Source organism: Tamlana sp. I1 (assembly GCF_015355625.1).
GTDB lineage: Bacteria > Bacteroidota > Bacteroidia > Flavobacteriales > Flavobacteriaceae > Pseudotamlana.
The window spans coordinates 20,411-43,416 of record NZ_JACLAF010000019.1; the positions used below are offsets into that span (position 1 = coordinate 20,411).

A 23,006-nucleotide genomic window follows, 5' to 3' on the forward strand; every position below is an offset into this window, starting at 1 on the left:
CAAAAATGAAACCTATTTTGGAATGGTGAAGTAAAAAGAAGTTCCTTCATTAATAGTTGATTCAAACCAAATTTGTCCGCCTAACGATTCTACAATCTTTTTACAGAATGCTAAACCTATTCCTGTACCTTCATAAGTTTCTCGAGAATGTAAGCGCTGGAAAATAGCGAATATTTTATCCTTGTGTTTATTTTTAATGCCAATGCCGTTATCGGTAATTTTAAATTGCCAAAAAACCTGTGTTTGATGCTCTGGAATTGTTGTGGTGCATGAAATATTTATAATAGGAGAAACATCTGGTTTTTTAAATTTAATAGCGTTATTAATTAAATTTTGAAAAAGTACAGTAAGTTCAACTTGGCTTGCACGAACGGTAGGTAAATCGGCATAATTAATAGTGGCCTTATTTCGGTAGATGGCATGGTCTAGATCGGCAGTAATATCGGCAATTAATGTATTGCAGTTTATGGTTTTCTTTTCGCTGGCTTTTCCAAGTCTTGAGTATTCTAAAAGCGAATCTATTAAGTTTCGCATACGGTTACTAGATTTGCTAATAAAGGCCATACTCATTAAAGCATCTTCATCTAGTTTGTCTTTGTATTCGTCTTGAAGCAAATCGATTAAACCAGAAATGGTGGTTAGTGGCTCTTTTAGATCATGACTGGTTAAATAAGCGAATTCCTCTAACTCTTTGTTTTTTGAAGCGATTTCTAAGGATTTATTATAGATATCGTTGTTTTTTTCTTGTAAATCCTTGTTTAAAAACTTAATGGCAGTGTAATTTCGGTAAAGTAAAATGGCCGCAATTAAACAGATAAGTATAATAAGGCCCAATAAATAGTTAATTGTTTTCTGAGTATTGAGTTTACTATTAACCGTATTTATTTTATTTGTTTTAGCCGTAATATCGGCTTCTTGCTGCTTTAAAGTTTGGTTTTGTAAGGCTATGGTTTTGTTGTTTTCACGGATGTGTTCTTGCTTTCGATTTAAAGAATCGATTTGTTTTAAAATGCGCGCTTCTAATTGTTTTTCAATAGTGAGTTTTTCTGAATATTTCTTTTTTTGAAATTCAGCTAATGATATCAATTCGTTAATTTCAGATTTTTGAGTTTCTAAAACATCGTTTTGTTCTACAATTTTAGAATTAATTGATTTTATGGTTTTCTTCTGATTAGTAATATTAGCTTCTTTGTTTTTAATATCATCTTTGGCTATTTCTAATTCTTCAGTGGTTTCTTGAAGTTTGTTTTCGGTATCCTGAAAGAGTTGTTTCCATTTTTCAATAGAAGAAATGGCTTCTTTTTTTAAGCTGTTTGATGGTATAATGTTGTTGCTTAATTGTAGGCTTTCATTAATTTCATACTGAAAATCATCACCAATATTAACAATATTAACCATTGAGGAATTAAAAGGATAATCTTCGGTAATGAGTAAAGTGTTATTGCCCGAGATTTTATTCAGTATGTAATTAACATCAAAATTTTTGTTGCTATTTACATAAACTACATCAACATCGGTAATGTCTTTAATGCTGTTAAAACTAACAACAAGAACGGGTTTGTTTTTAATTTTCCGTTTTTGAGCTAAGCTTTTTAAATCGATTATCGTACGGTCTTTACCCAGAACACCAATAATAAAATTTGGGTTGGTGTTGGTGTCTTTATATTGAATTTGCTCCGAGATATTAAATATAAAAATAGCGCGCTTAACACGTTTTATTTGTTCGTTTAAAGGCGATTGTGCAGTTATTTGGAACGCCCAAGCGAGGAAGACTATAAGTAAGGCGTATTTAAAAGTTTTAATCCTCATTAGACTATAAACGTAATAGTAGTTTAAAAAATAGGTTTGCACCGTTTACTCCAAATTGTTGAACGCGTCTGCTGTATATAAAATTGCCATCATTTGTATTTCCAGAATGTGTGTGTTTGTCTGGATATACATTAAAGATGTTATTACATCCTGCGGTAGCTTCTAAAAAATCGGCAAATTTATAGGTTACAAAAACATCGGTAACAAACTTAGGACTAAATACTTGGTCGCGAGTTTCTACCTTTCCTGTAAATTCATTAAGCTGCCAATTGTTTGGGTCGCCATCATCAGGATGAAGATAATCTAAACTTCCAAAATAAGTGCCAACCAAATTAAATTTAAATTTGTTAATTTCATATTGCACATATGAATTCACTTTAAAATTTGGTTGCGCCGATTCTATTCTAGAACGTTCTTCGCGATTAAACAAAGAGTTTAAGTCACCGTTTTCAACACTATTCTCATCAACATTAGTCACTATTGTTTTGGTGTAATTTGCCGATACTTCCCCATTAAATAAGCCGTTACCTAATTTGTCTTGATAGGTAAACGCCATATCAATACCATTGGTTTTAGAGTCGATGGCATTTACAAAAAATTGCGCTGTTGAAATGTTGTAAGGCGCTAAAAGTGCTTCGTAGCCATCGCTAAACCCACCCGATAAAATTATACGGTTGTTAATGTTAATGTTGTAATAATCAAAGGTAAAGGTGAATTTGTTGTTAATTTTTGTGTTCCAACCTAAGCTAAAATGTTTCGATAATTCGGGTGTTAATTTACTCACTTTAAACACATCTGTAATAAGCGAACTTTCATGGTTAAAAGTTCCTACCTGACTAATGTTTCCATCAAAATATTGGGTGCTTATTTTTTGAAAATAAACTTGGTGTAAAGAAGGTGCTCGAAATCCTGTGGAATAACTAGAACGGATAGAGATGTTTTTATCTAGTAAATACCTTCCGGAAAGTTTCCACACGGAATATTGCCCAAAATCTTGATTAGATTCATATCGAAAAGCGGCTTTTAGTAGCAACGGCTGAAGGGGTTGTAATTCCGCATCAATGTAACCAGAAGCATTCGATCGAATACGCACAAGTTCGTCTGATGGTTGTATACCAGGGAAAACTTGGGCGCCTATAAGACGTGGTTTCTCGTTGCCATCTTCATCTATATAAGTTTCACCACCATTAATGTATGAGTCCTCTTCACCACTAATAATTTCATAACTTTCTATACGCAGTTCTCCTCCAAAGGCTAAACTAAAACCGTGCATATAGTCGAACTGCTTATCAATATCAATATTTGTGGTGTTTAATTTATAAAGGTATCCACCAGATTTAAAAGTTTTTGGTGAAGTAACTCCTAATGATGCATTGTTGGAGTTGCTTACTGTAAAATCGATGTTGTTATTGCCAATGGAGTGACTAAAATCTAGATTCCAACCATTTTTAACACCTCTTAATCCAAAAGCTAAGGCATTGTCTTGTATATTGGTTATAATATTTGGCGAAAAGCCATCGGGAAATAATTCATCAACAACACGGTCTGTTTGATAAGGAAAACGGTAAAATCCACCAGAGGAGCCTTCTCTAGAATTTCTACCACCAAAAAAATACAGGTTTGCTTGTTTAAATAAAGAAAGCTCGCCGTTAAAGGATACAGCAGAATTACGTACTGCAGCACTTCCTATTTCCATAACTTGGCGGTTTTTATAACCTGTTTTAGAATAAAAATTATTTTGAGCAATCAATTGTTCGTCTAAAGCATCGTCGTCAGTTACATAAACATTTCCTGTATAATCTCCAGCTCGATTTGTGGCTTTACGGTCGCGAAACTCACCTGTAATATTAATAAAACCAGTATTGCCTATTTTTAATCCGAAGTTACTGCTAAAATAGTTGGTAACCCCATCGCCTAGAACATTCGATTTTACTCGAGCATCTAAATTTATAACATCGGTTTGTTTTTTAAGCACGATATTAATTACGCCTGCAATGGCATCAGAGCCATATTGCGGGGTCGATCCGTCTCTTAATATTTCAATATGGTCTATGGAAGATACCGGAATGGCATTAAAATCGGTGCCTACACTACCGCGACCAATGGTACCGTTTACATTTAACATAGAACTGGTGTGGCGGCGTTTACCATTAACTAAAACCAGCACTTGGTCTGGCCCTAAACCGCGTAGTGTTCCTGGGTCTATATGGTCGGTGCCATCGGCAATAGTTTGTGGTGTCGAATGAAATGATGGCGATAAATAATGTAATATTTCACTAAGATTGAAATGCGAAGAACCGCTAAGCTCTTCGGGGGTGATAATTTCAATTGGTACGGTAGTCTCTAAAGCAGTTTGGGGTTTAGCCCGTGTTCCTAAAGATATGGGTTCATCGGCAGAAAATCCAGTTTCTAAAATAAAATTAAGGGTTATTTCATCACCAACTTTAACTTCCACGGCTTGGCTTTTAGAGCGGTACATGATGAAAGAAGCGGTAACTACATAGCTGCCTTCTTCTAAATTAAGGGTGAAGTTCCCGTCAATATTTGTTGTGGTTTGTAATGTAGTGCCTTCAATAGAAATTAAGGCGCCTGGCAATTTGCCAAACTCATCAGACACATTGCCTGTTAAAGTAGCTCTGTTTTGAGCATGCAAAACTTGCCCTAAAAGAAAACTTATCAAAAGTAGGTGTTGTAGATAAATTTTTATGCGCATGCGTAATTGGTTAGTCGTCTGGTATTCTTGTAAAACGCTTCAACCTACAAATTTAAGTTGGCTTAAAAAAGGTGTTATTGCGTTTTACAGGGAATTAATTTTTTAATGATATCATCTAAAATGGGGAGGGAAAGGGGTTTGTTAATGTAATTGCTAATTTCTTCAAGAGCCAACGATCTTTCTTTATCCTTTGGGTTTGAAGAGGTTGTAAGCATTATAATATTAATACTGCTTGTAAATTCTAAGTCTAATTTTCTATAAGCTTCAATAAATTCCCAACCATTCATAGCGGGCATATTAATGTCTAGAAAAATAACATCTGGTTTTAAGGCTTTACCTTGAATAGCTAGCTCTAAATATTCCAAGGCTTCTTTACCACTATTAACGGAGATGATTTCACCAAATTTATTGTGTTTTTTTACAATCTTTTCGTTGTAAAAACTCGTGAATTTATCATCATCTATTAATAAAGTTGATCTTACAGATTCCATTTGGAGGCGAGGGGGTTAAATTATATACAAGGATAATACCTTTTTTTATAGTTTTAACTTAAAGTTGTGATGTGTTTTTAGGCTTATCGGTTAAGAGTCAAAAATAACGATAAAATGTCGGAACCTATAACTTTTATCGATATTCCTTTAACTCGTGGTAAAGTAAATACTAATTTCTTTATGTTTTCTAAATTTCAGATTAATAATAAGCGACTTATATTTGCAGTTCATAAATGAAAATACATAAGTGAGTAAATCCATCCTCTCTAAAACCTACGCACAGACTTTGCAAACGCAAAATCTGCAAAACGCTATTGCCCAACCTCAGAGTAGAACACATTTAAAAGGCCTTGTAGGGTCTTCTTTTTCCTTTGTGATTTCTAGTGTTTTTAACGAGGTTAAAAAGCCTTTTTTATTGGTTTTTGATGATAAAGAAGAAGCAGCACATTATTTAAACGATTTAGAACAACTTTGTGGCGATAAAGATGTACTGTTTTATCCGGGAAGCTACCGCAGGCCTTACGATATTGAAGAAACCGATAATGCTAATGTTTTATTGCGTGCCGAGGTTTTAAACCGAATAAATTCACAAAAAAAACCAGCTATAATTGTTACCTATCCCGATGCGCTTTTTGAGCAAGTTGTAACCCGAAAGGAATTGGAACGTAACACCTTAAAAGTTGGGGTTAACGATAATTTATCGATAGATTTTGTAAACGAAGTTCTTTTTGAATACCAGTTTAAAAGGGTTGATTTTGTTACCGAACCTGGCGAATTTTCAGTGCGAGGGGGTATAGTCGATGTCTTTTCATTTTCGCACGACCAACCTTATCGTATCGAATTTTTTGGCGATGAGGTGGATAGCATTCGAACTTTCGATGTAGAAACCCAGTTGTCTATCGATCAAATCAAGAAAATTAATGTCATTCCCAATGTGGCGAATAAATTAATGCAGGAAAGCAGGCAGAGTTTTTTAAAATATATCGCTCAAAAAACCGTAGTATGTTTAAAAAATGCGCCTTTAATTTTTTCAAGAATTGACGATTTTTACGAAAAAGCCGAAGCTGCCTTCAAAACCCTTTCCGAAGATATAAAACACGCCAAACCCGAAGCTTTATTTTGCAATGCCGAATTATTAAAACGCCAGCTGCTGGATTTTTCAATTATCGAATTTGGTAATTCTGCGGTGCTATCAAATGGGAATGCTTCAGCGCTAATTGAATACAATACCACACCGCAACCGTCTTTCAACAAACAATTTAATTTGTTAATTGAAGATTTAAATACCAATCATAATAAAGGCTACAACAATTTTATTGCCTGTGTAAGCGAGCAGCAAGCCAAACGTTTTCATGATATTTTTGATGATGCCGAGGAAGAAGTGGCTTATAAAACCATTGTGTTGTCGCTGCACCAAGGATTTATAGATCACGATGCAAAAATCGTATGTTATACCGATCATCAAATTTTTGAGCGTTATCATAAATTTCACCTTAAAAATGGCTATGCTAAAAAACAAGCCATCACTTTAAAAGAGCTTACAAATTTAGATATTGGCGATTATGTAACCCATATAGATCATGGGATTGGACGCTTTGGCGGACTTCAAAAAATAGATGTTGAAGGCAAAAAACAAGAAGCCATTAAGTTGGTTTATGGCGAACGCGATGTGCTGTATTTAAGCATTCATTCACTACATAAAATCACGAAGTTTAATGGTAAAGACGGTAAAGCGCCAAAAATCCATAAACTAGGAAGCAATGCCTGGAAAACTTTAAAACAAAAAACGAAAGCCCGTGTAAAACATGTAGCTTTCAACTTAATAAAACTTTACGCCAAACGTAAAACACAAAAAGGCTATCAATACCATCCTGACAGTGCGATGCAACACGAATTGGAAGCCTCTTTTATTTACGAAGATACCCCAGACCAAAGTACTGCAACTGCCGATATTAAAACCGATATGGAAAGCGAACGCCCCATGGATCGCTTGGTTTGTGGTGATGTAGGTTTTGGTAAAACCGAAGTCGCTATTCGAGCAGCTTTTAAGGCTGTAGATAATGGGAAACAAGTGGCTGTTTTAGTGCCAACCACCATTTTAGCATATCAGCACGCCCGAACTTTTAGGCAACGTTTAAAGGATTTCCCTGTAACAGTAGAGTATGTAAACCGTTTTAGAACAGCAAAAGAAAAACGCGAAACTTTGGAAGGTTTAGAGCAGGGTAAGGTTGATATCATTATTGGTACCCATCAACTGGTTAATAAAAGTGTAAAATTTAAAGATTTAGGGCTTCTAATTGTCGATGAAGAACAAAAATTTGGAGTTGCCGTAAAAGAGAAACTAAAAACCATAAAAGACAACGTTGATGTATTAACATTAACAGCGACACCTATTCCTAGAACGCTTCAGTTTAGTTTAATGGCTGCTCGCGATTTATCAGTTATCACGACGCCGCCGCCAAACCGATATCCTATTGAAAGTCATGTGATTCGTTTTGCTGAAGAAACTATTAGGGATGCGGTGAGTTATGAAATTGAGCGTGGCGGACAAATATTCTTTATTCACAACCGTATTGAAAATATTAAGGAAGTTGCTGGCATGATTCAGCGTTTGGTGCCCGATGCCAAAGTAGGTGTTGGTCATGGTCAAATGGAAGGGAAGAAATTAGAGCAATTAATGTTAGCCTTTATGGATGGTGCTTTCGATGTCTTGGTAAGTACCACCATTATTGAAAGCGGATTGGACGTGCCTAATGCCAATACCATTTTTATAAATAATGCCAATAATTTTGGATTGAGCGATTTGCACCAAATGCGTGGCCGTGTTGGGCGAAGCAATAAAAAGGCATTTTGTTATTTTATAACACCAGAATATTCGGCAATGACTGATGATGCCAGAAAACGTATTACCGCTTTAGAGCAGTTTACCGAATTAGGTAGCGGATTTAATATTGCCATGAAAGATTTAGAAATTCGTGGTGCGGGCGATTTGTTAGGTGGTGAGCAAAGTGGCTTTATGAATGATATTGGTTTTGATACTTATCAGAAAATTTTAAATGAAGCGATTGAAGAACTTAAAGAAAACGAATTTAAAGATTTGTATGACGAACCCGAAGAAGACAAAATTTATGTAAAAGATGTTACTATCGACACCGATTTTTCACTGCTTTTTCCAGATGATTACATTAATAATATTGCTGAACGATTAAATTTATACACACAGCTAAATAATTTAAAATCGGAAGATGAATTACATATCTTTGAGAAAGAATTAATTGATCGTTTTGGTGAGTTGCCAAAACAGGTTATCGATTTGTTAAATAGCGTAAAAATAAAGTGGCTGGCTACCAAAATCGGATTTGAAAAAATCATTATGAAAAAGGGTAAGCTTATCGGTTATTTTATTAACGATCAGCAAAGTAGATTTTACCAAAGTCCTAGTTTTACTAAAGTATTGCAGTTTGTTCAAACACATCCTAATGCTTGTAAAATGAAAGAAAAACAAACCCGAAATGGTTTAAGATTAATGATAACTTTCGATCAAATAAAAACAGTAAAACAAGCGTTAGAAGCTTTAAAGCCTATTGTAACATAGGTTTTTAATGCCTAATAAAAATTCCCTTAAACGAAGGCACCCAAATGAATAAGATTATAATTTTGAAACCTTTCTTTTTTTTAGCATTAATTTTTCCATCGCTGCTTTTAGCTCAACATACCATAAAAGGGGTGTTTACTCCAGCAGCAGATTATAACATCGCTTTGTTGTATAAGGTTAATCCGGTTATTTCAGATTATGTGACTAGCGCAGAAATTCAAAAAGACGGAAGTTTTAAGTTTCAGCTAGATTCTACTGCTACAAAAGGGATGTATCGTTTGGTGTATGCCATTCCTCAAGAAGATTATAATTTCGATATTATTTATAATGGGAAAGAAGATGTCGAGCTTAAGTTTAATTCCGAAACAGGCGTTAAATTTCAAAAGTCGAACGAAAATAAATTATTAGCCTCTTACCACAACAGCATGTCTATGGTGATTCATAGTATTAGCAATTATTATAAAAGTGAAACAAAGGATACAACAGCATTAAAAGCCATTTTTAAGACTCAAAAAGAGACTCAGTCAAATTTTGAAAATGCAGCTAAAGGCACCATCGCTTTACATTTTATAAAGGCAAATAAACCTTTTGTGCCTGCTAAAGCGTTAACCGCTAGCAATTACATTAATAAGCTTAAGGAGCATTATTTTGATTATGTTGATTTTAAAAATCCTACGCTTCAAAGTTCTAGTTTTCTTGAAGAAAAAATGCTGAGTTATGTTTTTGGAATGACCTCTAAAAATTTAGATGAAATTTCAAATTATAAAGCCAATATCGATGTGGTTTATAAGGCCATGAAAACGGCGCCTAATGAAGTTAAACGCAGTTTATTATTTGATTTGTGGCAAGAAATGGCCGATTTAAAACTAGAACCTGTTGCGAATTATATTTCTACAACCTACTTAAACGATGTGGCTAAGGCACTAAATGACAACGAGCTTTTGGCTGCCTTAAAATTGTATAAAAATATCTCTAACGGAAATAAAGCTCCAGATTTCACACTCACCGTTAAGGAACAAGATAAAAAAATCACTAAAAAATTAAGCGAATTAAATGGCGCCGAAAATTATATTATTGTTTTTTGGAGCAGTACTTGTTCGCATTGTTTAGATGAAATTCCGCAGTTAAAAGCCTTTATCGATTCGGAAGAAAAGGGAAAAATAAAAGTGATTGCTATTGGTTTAGAAGAAGCCGAAGACTTAGAAGGTTGGAAGGCTCAAACTAAAAAATATCCTGAATTTATTCATGTTTACGGAAAAGGAAAATGGGACAACACGATTAGCGATGCTTATGGGGTTACTGCAACACCAACCTATTTTATTCTGAACAAGAACAAAGAAATTATTGATAAACCCGATCATATTGACGATTTAATGATGTTTTTTGAGGGGGAAGAATAAGAAAGCTTAATTTTCGAGTAATCAAAAATGATAAAAAGCATCTTCTAAATGCTCTATTTTGAATGTTTTGTCGGTTCTTACAATGGCAATAATATCAAAACGAACTTCTACATCTAAATCGTTATTTATAACATAAGCATCAACCGCTTTAACTAAACGCTGAATTTGCTTGGGTTTTACAAAGTCTTGCGGATTTCCAAAATCGGCTGTCGAGCGTGTTTTTACTTCAACAATAGCGAGTGTGTCTTTTAACGCGGCTATAATATCAACTTCAGCTTTTTCAAACCTGTAGTTGCGTTCTTTAATCGTGTAGCCTTTTTTCAGAAGAAAATTAACCGCAAGATCTTCGCCTTTTTTTCCAAGTTCGTTGTGTTTTGCCATGTAGTAAATGTAAGAAAAATATTCTTTTGTTGTTTTTTGATTTTCCATTTCAATTTTACTTAGAATATTATGAGTTGCTATTTTTTAGTCTTATCTAAAAATATTTTTAACACCTATTGAAATTTTGTATATTTGCCTGTATTTTAATGTTATGGTTACACTATCTGAAGAAAATTATTTAAAGGCAATTTACCATTTAGGGAAACAAGGCACTGTTGCTGTAAGTACCAATGCTATTGCCGAAAAAATTGAGTCTAAAGCATCATCGGTTACCGATATGATAAAGAAATTGGCAGAGAAAAAATTAGCCAATTATATAAAATATCAAGGCGTTACCTTAACCGAAGCAGGAAGGTTGGCTGCTGCTTTAGTGATTAGAAAACACAGACTGTGGGAAGTGTTTTTAGTTGAAAAACTAAACTTTTCATGGGATGAGGTTCACGATGTTGCCGAACAGTTAGAGCATATAAAATCGCTAAAATTAGTAAATGAGTTGGATGCTTTATTAGGCTTTCCAACACACGACCCGCACGGCGATCCCATTCCAGATAAAGAAGGAAATTATTCGCCATTAAAAAGTGTGAATATTTTAGAGTTGAAACCAGGAGATGAGGGGGTTTTAGCTCAGGTTAAAGATTCTTCAGACGTCTTTTTAAAATACCTTAACAAGAATAATTTAGCACTAGGAGACCAGATCAAGGTTTTAGATTTTGAACCTTTTGATAACTCATTAACCATTGAAACAACATCCCGAAAGATGATTATTTCTAGTGAAGTTGCTAAAAATTTATATATAAGTTTATAATGATGAATAACTACAATCCCATAGCGGCACTGGCCATTTTCTTTATTATTGTGGGCTTGATATATGTTTTTTTCAGGCCTGTAAAAGGTTGGTTTTGGTTGCTTCAGAAGAATTTTAAAAGCAACGAGAAGGTTATTATTGAAGATGTTTTAAAACAGCTTTATCATTTTGAGAATTCAGATAATAAAGTGGATATGAAAACATTGGTGCAAGTGCTCGATTTTAATAACAGCCGTATTGTTGAAGCCATAAAAAAAATGACGATAAACGATTTAATTTATTTTGAATCGGATATCTTAAAACTCACCGAAAAAGGTCGAGATTATGCCTTGCGTATTGTTCGTGTGCACCGGCTTTGGGAACGTTATTTGGCCGATAAAACAGGCTTCAATAAAAATGAATGGCATGACCGCGCCGAATTAATGGAACATAAACTGTCTCATGATGATGCTGAAGCGCTTTCGGCACAATTGGGAAATCCTAAATTCGATCCGCATGGCGACCCCATTCCAACACGAACAGGAAAAATAGCGCAAGTTAATGGTGTGGAATTACCACGTTTACCGGTTGGTGCTGTTGGTAAAATCACGCATATTGAAGATGAGCCCGATATTATTTATAAGCAAATATTAGCCGAAAACATCCATATGGGATCCTTGCTTAAAGTGATTGAAAATAATTCGACACGAATTGTTTTTAGGTCGGAAGGCGAAGAGTTTAAGTTAGCGCCCATTGTAGCGGCAAATTTAACGGTAGCGGTTATCGAGAAAGAAGTGGTTATTGAAGATAATATCGCTCGATTATCCAGCTTAGAAGAACATGAAACCGCTAAAATTATTGGGATTTCTAGAGAGAGTAGAGGCGAAAGCCGAAGACGATTATTGGATCTTGGTTTTGTAAAAGGAGCTTCTGTGAGTATCGATTTGGTTAATCCGCTAGGGCAACCCAATGCCTATTTAATTAAAGGCACTTCCATTGCTTTGCGAAACGACCAAGCAGCAAAAATCCTTATTAAAAAAGATTAAATTATGGAACCTAAAGTAAATACAGCTTGCGAAACTTGTTCTCATTTTAATAAAGAGGGTTTAAAGAAATTGGGAATTCAAACCGATAATTTCGATTTTGTTGTGGCATTAGCAGGAAATCCAAACACAGGAAAAAGTACTGTTTTTAATGCTTTAACAGGACTGCGACAACACACAGGGAATTGGCCGGGAAAAACCGTAGTGCGTGCCGAAGGTGGTTTCGAGTACAATACCAATAAATATAAACTGGTTGATTTGCCAGGAACTTATTCTTTACTTTCCACTTCGGAAGATGAGGCTGCTGCACGTGATTTTATTCTCTTCGGAAAACCCGATGTGACCATTATAGTTGTGGATGCTAATCGACTAGAACGCAACTTAAATTTAGTACTTCAAATATTAGAGATTACCGATAAAGCTGTTTTGTGTTTAAACTTAATGGACGAAGCCAAACGAAATAAAGTTGACATCGATGTTAGAACGCTGTCCAGAGATTTAGGGATTCCCGTGGTGCCTGCAAGTGCTAGGTTTAATCAAGGGATTCCAGAATTAATTCAAACGGTGAGTGAAATTGCTAGCGGACAAATTGTTTGTAAGCCACATCGCATAAAAAATGTGCCAGAAAACATTGAAAAAGCCGTAAAAACTTTAACGGCCGAAATAGAAAAAGAATTTCCAAACATTCCAAACAGCCGTTGGATTGCTTTTCGTTTGTTAGAAGGCGATAAAGAAATTATTAAGGCTTTAAAATCGGGAGAATTTGTGTAATGCTTCAAGACTATGAAAGAGAATAACATTGACAAAATAATAGAATTATCAAACGAATTGCGTTGGCAGATTGGTGACGAATTTCATGATAATCTTACAGAAGGAATTTATGCCGATGCAGCCGATATTGTTAAAGATACCGTAAAGACAAACGATTCTGAAAAACGATTCCGATTAGATGCTAAAATCGATAAAATTGTAACGAGCAAGTATTTCGGATTTCCAATTATGTTTTTAATTCTAGGAACTGTTTTATGGCTTACTATTGTTGGGGCGAATTATCCGTCTTCCATGTTAGCAACTTTATTTTTAGACACCATTCATCCCATATTAAAAAGTGGTGCCGAAAACGTGAATATGCCTTGGTGGCTTGCAGGTTTTTTAATTGATGGAGTGTATTTGGCTGTGGCTTGGGTTATTGCAGTTATGTTGCCACCCATGGCGATATTTTTTCCCATGTTTACGCTTTTAGAGGATTTTGGTTATTTACCACGTGTGGCTTTTAATTTAGATGCCTTGTTTAATAAGTCTGGAGCGCATGGCAAGCAAGCATTAACCATGAGTATGGGCTTTGGTTGCAATGCTGCCGGGGTTGTGGCTACCCGTATTATCGATAGCCCTAGAGAACGATTAATTGCTATTATAACTAATAATTTTTCACTGTGTAATGGGCGCTGGCCGACACAAATTTTAATAGCGACCATTTTTATTGGTGCTGTGGTTCCAGAATCTATGTCAAGTTTTGCATCATTATTAGCCGTAATTGGTATTGCTGTTTTGGGTATGGCTTTTATGTTTGGTGTGTCGTGGGCATTGTCTAAAACCGTTTTAAAAGGCGAGGTTTCAACTTTTAATTTGGAATTACCACCGTACAGACCACCGCGTTTCTGGAAAACCATATACACCTCTTTAATTGATAGAACTTTAATTGTTTTATGGCGTGCTATCGTTTTTGCAGCACCTGCAGGGGCTGTAATTTGGCTAATTTCTAATCTTCATATAGGTGATGAAACCATTGCTGCATGGTTAATAAATGGGATGGATGGCTTCGGATTTCTTATAGGATTGAATGGTGTGATTTTACTAGCGTATATAGTGGCTATTCCAGCTAACGAAATTGTAATTCCTACCATTTTGATGCTAACCGTAATGGTAACGGGTATTGGCGGTGGCGCAGGAGCTGGCGTAATGTTCGAACTAGATTCTATAAACGCCACAGGCGATATTTTAAGAGCTGGAGGCTGGACACTTCTAACGGCCATTAATTTGATGCTTTTTAGTTTGCTGCACAACCCGTGTAGCACCACGATCTATACGATTTATAAAGAAACTAACAGTGCGAAATGGACACTAGTTGCTTCTATAATGCCTGTAATTTTAGGGTTTATAGTTTGCTTTTTAGTTGCTCAGATTTGGCGCCTTGCTTTTTAGTTTGAGTTTTTTTAGAAATTAATTCTAAATATTCTTGGGGGGGAGTATCCTCTAGAGGGGATTATAGGGGTGTCCGCCTAGTGCTTAACATCCTTTTATTAGAAATTTATTCAGTTTTAATGATGGTTTTTACTTCAGGTTTCAGGGTTTTTCGTGACTTTTTGAAAGATTAGGGATATTCTGTAATTACTTCAAAATATATCGTAACCCTAAAAATAGACGTCTGCCTTGGTTTGGTCCGTATACATAACCCGCATCGAAGGTTAGTCCATAGGGATTGTCTGGGGTAACCATGGCATTACCATCACTGTCAAAAACCACATCTTTATCAAAAGGATCCTCTGCACGTGCAATAATAAATGGGTTGCCTTTGTTTGGTGTCCAATTTAGTAAGTTTTTAATACCGCCATAAATTTCAAAATTCTTTAAGCCTTCAAAAGTAAATTGAATGTTTTGAATGCTCCATACAGGCGATTCAGGTAATCTCGGGTCTAAATCACCTAAAAGGGGGAGTCGCATGGGGCCGTAAAGGTTTCCTGTATAGTCTATAGCAGTTTTATATTTATAAATTCTATAGGTTATGCCCCAAGTTCCTGTAAAACTTTCGGTTAAAATTTGACGTTCGGTAATGCCGTTTTCGGTTTGCGAAACATCTTGTACCGTCGCACCCATAAGGATTTTAAGTCCGTTTGAAAGTGACGCGTCTATATTTAAACTCACGCCTTTGCTAACAGATTTTCCGTTTAAATTGGCATATATAATTTGATTGGGATTGCTGTCGTAATCGGGGGCTATTAAATTACTAAAATAAGTATACCACGCCGAAGCTTCTAGTGTAAACATGTGTCCTTTTTTAGTGAATAATTTGCTTAAATAATTCATGTTTACGTTAATAGATTGCTCTGGTTTTAAAGCTTCAGCAATAATAACATCTCTAGAGCCAGTAAGTGCGGCATGTTCTTCAGTAAAAAGATTAACTACACGAAAGCCTGTTCCGGCATTTAAACGTATAATATTATTTTCGGTAGGTTTAAATCTGTAGGCTATTCTTGGTGTAAAAATAGTACCGTGGCGTTTGTCGTAATCGTAACGTGCGCCTAATAGTAGATTGTTTTTCTCATTCAGTTTAATTTCATCTTGAACGAATATTGATGGAATCACGATTTCATCAGCCCTAAACGTTGCGGGTGTATTATCATCGTAATAATTATACCGCGCAGCTATTCCGAATAATAAATCATGATTTTTTAGTGGTTTATCCCAGGTAAGTTGTGAAAAACCAATGCGTTGTGTGGCCAAATAAGGGGTGTCTCCATACACCGAATTTTGATTATGATCGGTATATGAAAACTGAAGCATCATATTTTCATTTACAGGCAATTGGTAGTTTCCTAAAATCTCGTATCGCGTCGTGTAAATGCTTTCACCATAAATTTCGTCGCCCCCTCTGTAGGAAGGGTTCCACTGCATTTCTCCGCCCCAGCGATCTTCATAAAAAAACCGACCAGCCATAGAAAAAACACGGTTTTCTTTTCGTTTGAAATTCCACTTTTGAAATATTGAAATTCTATCCTGTAAGGTTAAATCTGTAAAATTATCGTTGTTATTATCTATAGGATTACTGTAATTAAAGTAATTGATACCTAGAAGCACATCGGTTTTTTGTCCGATTCGTGCTTTAAAACCAGCATCTAAATTCCATTCTCCCCAACCCGAAACAAAACTATCGGCAAACACTAATGGTGCATTTTCTGAAAGTTTGGTAATAATATTAATTAAACCACCAACAGCCTCACTGCCGTAAAGAGAAGAGGCAGGGCCTTTAACAATTTCAACCTGTTCGATTAATGAATTTGGAATTCCCGAAAGCCCATAAACGGTAGATAAACCACTCACAATTGGCATGCCGTCTATTAAAACGAGGGTGTAGGGGCCTTCTAATCCGTTTATGTGAATATCGCCTGTGTTGCAGACACTACAATTAATTTGAGGACGCACGCCGTTTACGTTTTGCAGAGCTTCAAATATGTTAGGTGTTGGGTTTTTCTTTAAGAATGTTGGTGTGTAAATTTCAACAGGAACGGGGCTATCAAGTCTAGAAACCGCCTTTAAAGTCCCGGTTACTACAACTTCATCTAGCATGGAGGAATCTAGTAGATTGAAATTAACATCAACATCTTCATTAGTGATTTTAATGGTTTTTGATTGTGGTTCAAAACCAGTATATGATGCGATAATGGTATAATTTCCAGCTGGATTGTTTTTAATAATGAAGCTGCCTTCTTCGTTAGTTGTGGCTCCTTTGGAGGTGCCTTTTAGGTAGACATTCGCGTAGGCCAGAGGCATGCCGTCAAATAAAACGCGACCGGTTATGTCCTGAGCGTTTAAGGTAATTGAAGCTAAGCATAAAAATATAATTAGATATTTCATTAAAATAAATTTATGCAAATATAAATATAATTTTAGATAAGACTAAAAATTATGGTATGAAATGGAATTGTTGGGTGTTTAAAGTTTCAAAGTTTCAAAGTTTCAAAGTCTCAAAGTTGCAAAGATTCAAAGTTCCAGAGTGATTAGGTGTGTTGAGGTTTGTGAAGCTGTACTTTTTTCAGACCATTCTTGATTAGTCTTAAAATTGAAATACTGAAAATAAGTTTCTAACACCCTGTAGATTAAAAAATAGCAATGAAAACCGCTTATAGCAGTATGTTCACTCAAACAAAACCAAAAATTTCAAGTTTAAAACTCTCAATAAAAAGGTGTGCGGAGTCGATAACATAAAATCTTCATTAAAACTAGCTGCTCGATAATGTTCGAAGTCCTTCCGGTTGGTTGAATTGTCATTATTGTGATAAAGTTGCAAAGCTTCAAAGCTTCAAAGCTTTTGTGAAGCGAATTTATTCCTCCATCAAACTAAATATAGAGAATTAAAAATGTGTAATTGAGGTGATTAATGACAGCCGCAACCATCATCGCCACCACAAGATTTTTTAGATTTCTTTTTTTTCCAGAAAAACTTTCTAATCAAAAAATATACAGCGCCTGCTATAGCTGCAAAAACTAATATATTTTGAATAATAGTATTCATGTTTTCTGTTGAGTTGAGATTATTTCAAAAACTGAAATGCAATTAATGCGACAATATAAGCAAAAATAGACATGATAACCAGTTGTAAAACAGGCCATTTCCAGCTGTTTGTTTCACGCTTTACAATGGCTAAAGTACTCATGCATTGCATAGCAAAAGCATAAAAAAGTAAGAGTGAAATTCCTGAAGCAAATGTAAATAATGGACCTCCAAGAATGGGGTTAACCTCACCTGCCATGCGGTTTTTTATGGTTTCTTCATCATCGCTTCCAACGCTGTAAATCGTTGCTAAAGTTCCAACAAACACTTCACGAGCAGCGAACGAACTAATAATGGCAATGCCTATTTTCCAATCGTAACCAAGTGGTCTAATCGCTGGTTCTATGGCGCGTCCCGAAATACCTATGTATGAATGTTCGAGTTTATATTGCGCTATTTTATGATTTAAATCGTCTTCATCTAAATTTTGAGAAGCGTATTTTTCAGTCATAATTTCTTCGGCACTGTTAAAGTTTTCACCAGGCCCATAAGAAGCTAAAAACCATAATATTATTGAAATCGCTAAAATAATTTTTCCAGCACCAAAAATGAAAGCCTTTGTTTTTTCAACAACAGTAAGCAATACATTTTTTAATAAAGGCAATTTGTAGTTTGGCATTTCAACCACAAAAAAGGTTTTATTCTTTATTTTAAGAATTTTGTTTAAGATGTAAGCCGATAAAACTGCAGTTCCAAAACCTAATAAATACAACAGCATTAAAGTTAAAGGTTGGTAGCCCAAGCCAAGAAATCGACCTTCGGGAATCACCAACGATATAATAATTAAATACACCGGAAGTCTTGCCGAACAGGTTGTAAATGGCGTAACCAAAATAGTAATCAGGCGTTCTTTCCAACTTTCTATATTTCTAGTGGCCATAATGGCTGGAATAGCACAGGCAGTTCCAGAAATTAAAGGCACCACACTTTTTCCGCTTAAACCAAAACGACGCATCACGCGATCCATTAAAAAAACCACACGGCTCATATAACCACTTTCTTCTAAAACAGAGATAAACAGAAATAAGAAGGCAATTTGTGGTATAAATATAACAATACCGCCAAGTCCGGGAATAATCCCTTCAGAAAGTAAATCGGTAAAAGCTCCTGCAGGTAAATGGTCGCTTGTCCATTCGCTTAAAAACGCAAACGCCGTGTCTATCATGTCCATGGGGATGGTTGCCCAATCGTAAATGGCCTGAAAAACAAGAATTAAAACAGCAAAGAAAATAACGTATCCCCACACTTTGTGTGTTAAAATGCGGTCTAGTTTCGAGCGTAAATCTTTGGCTTGAGTGGCATCAATAGTTTGGCCTGTTTTAAGAGCGTTATTAATAAATTGATAGCGCTTTATGGTTTCTTTTTGCTGAAGTCGTTTTAAGTCGCCTTTACTTTTGGTTTTAAAATCTTCAACAGCATCAAATTCTTTCCGGTTTGTAGTTCCAAAATTAACATCTTGAGTAATAACCAACCAAAGCTTGTATAATAGCTGATTGGGAAATGCTTTTTTCAGATTATTAAAATAGTTGTTGTCAATTTCAGAAATATCAATGCAAGGTTTCGACGAGACTTCTTTGTAATTGGTAATAAGTTCTTTCAGCTTATCAATACCAATATTTTTTCGTGTACTTACAAGCGCAATTTTGGTTTGAAGTTTTTCCTCTAAACCTTCAATATCTAACGAAATTCCTTTGTAGCTCATCCTATCAGCCATGTTTATAACCAATAGTGTAGGAATTTGTAAATCTTTTATTTGTGTAAAAATCAGTAAATTACGTTTCAAATTTTCAACATCGGTAACCACAACGGCGATGTCTGGAAAATCTTTATCGTTTTGATTTAAAAGTAATTCGATAACCACACTTTCATCAAGCGACGAAGCATTTAAACTGTACGTTCCCGGTAAATCGATAATATGGGCTTTTACGCCACGAGGTAATTTGCAAACACCTTCTTTTTTTTCAACGGTAATGCCTGGGTAATTTCCAACCTTCTGGTTTAATCCTGTTAAAGCATTAAAAACAGAGGTTTTTCCTGTGTTTGGGTTACCAATTAACGCAACATTTATTTGTTTACTCATGCGTTATTTTTTCAATTAATATAAGTGCTGCGGTTTCTTTTCTAATGGCAAGATGCGACCCGTTAATGTCTAGGTACATTGGGTCTTGAAATGGCGCGAGCTGTACCAGTTTTACGGTGCTACCCGGCAGGCATCCCATTTCTAAGAGTTTTAGAGGAATATTGGCGGAAGAAACATCAGTAATTATGGCGCTTTCACCGCGTTTTAATTGTGCTATAGTATCTTGCAAGATTATTTAGATTGATTTTAAAGAAGCAAAAATACTTTAAAACTTTAAAACCTAAAAGGTAATGAGTTTATAATATGCAAATATTTTTTTGGGCGTTACCTTAAGGTCGGGCTTTACGTTACAAGTCCTCGCGCCAAAAAAAGGCGCTGTGGGCTTTCCACTGCAATCCCTAACGCAGCGACACGATCCAAAAATAAGAACATTTAAAAGTAATAACTATTCTGAAAAACAATTAGTTATCAGTCAAAATGTGTTATTCATCGATTAAAAACATTGCAGGTAAACTTAATGTTAATTTAACATACAAACGTACCAAGTCTGTTGTTTTCTTAAGTATATAAGCGTTGTAAATTTGCACCGGTAAAAAATACATTATGACAACAAATACAAATATTACAAAAGTAGCAGCAGAAACGAAAGTAGGAACAGTAACTAAAACCTTTAGCAATACAAGCTCGTTAGTTTGGAATGCAAAAAGACGTTACAAATAAATAAAATAAGATTAAAAAAAGCGCTTCGTGAGAATCGCTTTTTTTTTGCTCTAAACTAAAGCTTTTCTTGTTTTAAAATTTTAATATCATCAAGAAGTCTTTCAATATCTTCAGGGTTTGTCCCGTCGTAAAAGCCTCTAATTTGTCGTTTTTTATCAATTAGCATGAAGTTTTCGGTATGAATCATATCAAAAGGGCCGCCGTCACCGTTATCTTTCACAGCCAAATAGCTTTTTCTTGCCAATTCATAAATTTGCTTTTTATCGCCCGTAACTAAATTCCACTTTTTATCGTTTACGCCTTTTTCAATGGCATATTTTTTTAATTGTGCTATGGTATCAATCTCGGGAGTCACCGAATGTGAAAGCAGCATAACATCGTTATCATTTAAAATTTCTTTTTGAATATCGGCCATGTGCGTTGTCATAATCGGACAAATGGTTTGGCAGGATGTAAAAAAGAAATCGGCCACATAAATTTTGCCTTTATAATCGTTTTGGGTAATGGTTTTTCCGTTTTGATTAATCAGATTAAAATCTGCTATTTTATGATATTTTTTCTGATAATGAAGCGTGCTGTCAACCAATTCGGGACTTACCATAGTGGGTTGATAAATGGGTAAAGGCTGATAAACATTTAAGGTGTTATAAATTATTGAAACAATAATGATTGAAATAACAGCGAAAACTATGGCGAAAATCTTGTAATCCTTAAAAAACGATAACATAAAGGAATTTATGAAAATTAAATGATGCAAAAATACAATGAATCTCTTGTCTCAAAAAATATAATTGGAAAAGAAACGGGCGCTGTTATAGCCTCTAAGCTTAAATTGCTGTTAAAACTTGCGCCTTTGTTTAATTGTTTTTTCAAAGTTGGTTTAAAACCTTACTTTTGCACGATTATAAAAAATGTTAAACTATCATATGGAGTTTGTTATAAAGATTTCTCAGTTTTTACTAAGTCTTTCGTTGTTAATTATTTTACACGAATTGGGGCATTTTATCCCAGCAAAACTGTTTAAAACACGCGTTGAAAAATTTTATTTGTTTTTTGATGTGAAGTTTTCATTATTCAAAAAGAAAATAGGAGAAACTGTTTATGGTATTGGTTGGTTGCCTTTAGGAGGCTATGTTAAAATCTCTGGAATGATTGATGAAAGCATGGACACCGAGCAAATGGCGCAAGAACCACAGCCTTGGGAATTTAGATCGAAACCAGCATGGCAGCGTTTAATTATTATGCTTGGTGGGGTTACGGTAAACTTTTTGTTGGCCATATTAATCTACATTGGTATGAGCTATTTTTATGGCGATACCTTTTTGCCTAGCGAAAATATTAAGGATGGACTTTTAGTTGAAAGTACAGTTGCTAATAAAGCAGGGCTTTTAACGGGTGATAAAATTATTGCTGTTGATGGTGATAAGATTGAAAAATTCTCTGAGATTTCTGAAAAAGTATTATTCGGACATCAAATTGAAATAGAAAGAAACGGAAATGTATCAACAATAAACATGCCTGAAGATTTCTTGTCGCAATTAATGGATGCTAAAGAAAAAGGCTTTATTAGTTTAAGACAGCCTTTTATAGTAAACAAAGTTCCAGATACCTCTTATAATGTAAATAGCGGCTTGAAAAAAGGCGATATTATAGTTGGTATGAATGGGAACCAAACCAAATATCTTGATCAGGTTAAAACCGTTTTAGATGCACATAAAGGACAACAAGTTACAGCCACTATAAAACGTGCTAACAGTGAAATTACGTTACCACTTTCGATAAATGAAAACGGTAAAATTGGCGTTGAATTAGCTGGCGCAACTCCTGAAACTTTAGAAGCCTTAGGGTATTATAAATTTGATGTTAAGGATTATGGCTTTTTTGAGTCTTTTCCGGTTGGTTTAAATAAGGCTAAAGACAAACTTGTTTCATATTGGGACCAATTAGGAGCGATATTTTCGCCAAGTACAGGTGCTTACAAAGGTGTAGGAGGCTTTAAAGCCATTTACGATATTTTTCCAAGCACATGGAGTTGGGAGTATTTTTGGAGCATTACGGCCTTTTTATCGATTATGTTAGGGGTTTTAAATTTATTGCCAATCCCTGCTTTAGATGGTGGTCATGTTATGTTTTTATTATATGAAATGATTTCAGGAAGAAAGCCTGGAGATAAATTTATGGAGTATGCACAAATGGTTGGTTTCTTCATTTTGATTGCTTTAGTATTGTTTGCAAACGGGAATGATGTCTATAAAGCACTTTTTGAATAAATTTTTTTAAAAAATATTTGCAGATACTAAAAAAGCTTTTATATTTGCACTCGCTAAGCAAAACAGCACACTCCTTCTTAGCTCAGTTGGTTAGAGCATCTGACTGTTAATCAGAGGGTCCTTGGTTCGAGCCCAAGAGAAGGAGCAACAAAAACCCGATACGAAAGTATTGGGTTTTTTTGTGGATTAAATTGGGTGAGAAGTTTATGCTGAGCGAAGTCGGATCAAGAGCAAAAGTTGTGGGATTTTAGAATTAAGCAAAAATAGTAGTTAATCTATAGAGGAAGAATTTTACGTTTCTCACGCCTCTGAACTGCGTTCTAAAAGCTTTAATTTTGGCATTAAAGGATTCTGCAGAAGCATTTGTACTTCTATTAATAAAATAGTTTAG

General features: G+C 35.1%; 15 protein-coding genes, 1 tRNA gene and 1 pseudogene. 7 read left to right on the top strand and 10 right to left on the bottom strand.

Annotation, left to right across the window (positions count from 1 at the left end):
* Window positions 1-12: 12 nt before the first annotated feature.
* From H6X70_RS15715 to H6X70_RS15725, 3 genes are all read right to left on the bottom strand, one after another.
* Complete coding sequence (locus tag H6X70_RS15715; RefSeq protein WP_194768653.1) at window positions 13-1,809, bottom strand: YfiR/HmsC family protein; 1,797 nt, start codon at window positions 1,807-1,809, stop codon at window positions 13-15.
* A 4-nt stretch (window positions 1,810-1,813) separates the two neighbouring features.
* Window positions 1,814-4,522: a TonB-dependent receptor gene (locus tag H6X70_RS15720; protein ID WP_194768654.1), complete on the bottom strand. Its 2,709-nt coding sequence runs from the start codon at window positions 4,520-4,522 to the stop codon at window positions 1,814-1,816.
* Between the two features lie 74 nt (window positions 4,523-4,596).
* Window positions 4,597-5,013, bottom strand: a complete 417-nt coding sequence (locus tag H6X70_RS15725) for a response regulator (protein ID WP_194768655.1) — start codon at window positions 5,011-5,013, stop codon at window positions 4,597-4,599.
* Window positions 5,014-5,260: 247 nt separating this feature from the next.
* Between H6X70_RS15725 and mfd the strand changes: the two genes are divergently transcribed.
* Window positions 5,261-8,608: a transcription-repair coupling factor gene (gene mfd / locus H6X70_RS15730; RefSeq protein WP_194768656.1), complete on the top strand. Its 3,348-nt coding sequence runs from the start codon at window positions 5,261-5,263 to the stop codon at window positions 8,606-8,608.
* Window positions 8,609-8,652: 44 nt separating this feature from the next.
* The gene (locus H6X70_RS15735; protein WP_228530400.1) at window positions 8,653-10,008 is read left to right on the top strand and encodes a peroxiredoxin family protein; all 1,356 of its coding nucleotides are present in this window, start codon (window positions 8,653-8,655) and stop codon (window positions 10,006-10,008) included.
* Window positions 10,009-10,029: 21 nt separating this feature from the next.
* Here the strand turns inward: H6X70_RS15735 and H6X70_RS15740 are convergent, their stop codons facing one another.
* Window positions 10,030-10,389, bottom strand: coding sequence for a YraN family protein (locus H6X70_RS15740; RefSeq protein WP_194768669.1), 360 nt, complete (start codon window positions 10,387-10,389; stop codon window positions 10,030-10,032).
* Window positions 10,390-10,540: 151 nt separating this feature from the next.
* Between H6X70_RS15740 and H6X70_RS15745 the strand changes: the two genes are divergently transcribed.
* From H6X70_RS15745 to feoB (H6X70_RS16960), 3 genes and pseudogenes are all read left to right on the top strand, one after another.
* A complete protein-coding gene (locus H6X70_RS15745; RefSeq protein WP_194768657.1) occupies window positions 10,541-11,194 on the top strand; it encodes a metal-dependent transcriptional regulator in 654 nt (217 codons plus the stop codon).
* Entirely contained in the window at window positions 11,194-12,219 is a 1,026-nt protein-coding gene (locus H6X70_RS15750; RefSeq protein ID WP_194768658.1) for a DtxR family transcriptional regulator, read from the top strand. The genes H6X70_RS15745 and H6X70_RS15750 overlap by 1 nt, the downstream gene beginning before the upstream one ends.
* A gap of 3 nt (window positions 12,220-12,222) precedes the next feature.
* Window positions 12,223-14,418 (top strand): annotated as a pseudogene (gene feoB, locus H6X70_RS16960) (ferrous iron transport protein B).
* A gap of 186 nt (window positions 14,419-14,604) precedes the next feature.
* On the opposite strand, the gene H6X70_RS15765 reads toward feoB (H6X70_RS16960), so the two are convergent.
* The 5 genes from H6X70_RS15765 to H6X70_RS15785 form a co-directional block, all read right to left on the bottom strand.
* Window positions 14,605-16,848 carry a TonB-dependent receptor gene (locus tag H6X70_RS15765; RefSeq protein ID WP_194768661.1) on the bottom strand — a complete coding sequence of 748 codons (2,244 nt, stop codon included), beginning with the start codon at window positions 16,846-16,848 and terminating at the stop codon, window positions 14,605-14,607.
* 520 nt (window positions 16,849-17,368) lie between these two features.
* Window positions 17,369-17,506, bottom strand: a complete 138-nt coding sequence (locus tag H6X70_RS15770) for a FeoB-associated Cys-rich membrane protein (protein WP_194768662.1) — start codon at window positions 17,504-17,506, stop codon at window positions 17,369-17,371.
* Window positions 17,507-17,525: 19 nt separating this feature from the next.
* The gene (feoB, locus tag H6X70_RS15775; RefSeq protein WP_194768663.1) at window positions 17,526-19,625 is read right to left on the bottom strand and encodes a ferrous iron transport protein B; all 2,100 of its coding nucleotides are present in this window, start codon (window positions 19,623-19,625) and stop codon (window positions 17,526-17,528) included.
* Window positions 19,618-19,854 carry a ferrous iron transport protein A gene (locus tag H6X70_RS15780; protein ID WP_194768664.1) on the bottom strand — a complete coding sequence of 79 codons (237 nt, stop codon included), beginning with the start codon at window positions 19,852-19,854 and terminating at the stop codon, window positions 19,618-19,620. Before H6X70_RS15780 ends, feoB (H6X70_RS15775) begins: the two co-directional genes overlap by 8 nt.
* Window positions 19,855-20,400: 546 nt before the next feature.
* Window positions 20,401-21,072, bottom strand: coding sequence for an SCO family protein (locus tag H6X70_RS15785; protein WP_194768665.1), 672 nt, complete (start codon window positions 21,070-21,072; stop codon window positions 20,401-20,403).
* Window positions 21,073-21,271: 199 nt separating this feature from the next.
* On the opposite strand from H6X70_RS15785, the gene rseP reads away from it, so the two are divergent.
* A complete protein-coding gene (gene rseP / locus H6X70_RS15790; RefSeq protein WP_194768666.1) occupies window positions 21,272-22,615 on the top strand; it encodes an RIP metalloprotease RseP in 1,344 nt (447 codons plus the stop codon).
* Between the two features lie 71 nt (window positions 22,616-22,686).
* A tRNA-Asn gene (locus H6X70_RS15795) sits at window positions 22,687-22,760 on the top strand.
* Between the two features lie 108 nt (window positions 22,761-22,868).
* On the opposite strand, the gene H6X70_RS15800 is transcribed toward H6X70_RS15795, so the two are convergent.
* Window positions 22,869-23,006, bottom strand: a 138-nt coding sequence (locus H6X70_RS15800) for a transposase (RefSeq protein WP_194765898.1), incomplete at its 5' end; no start/stop codon positions are given.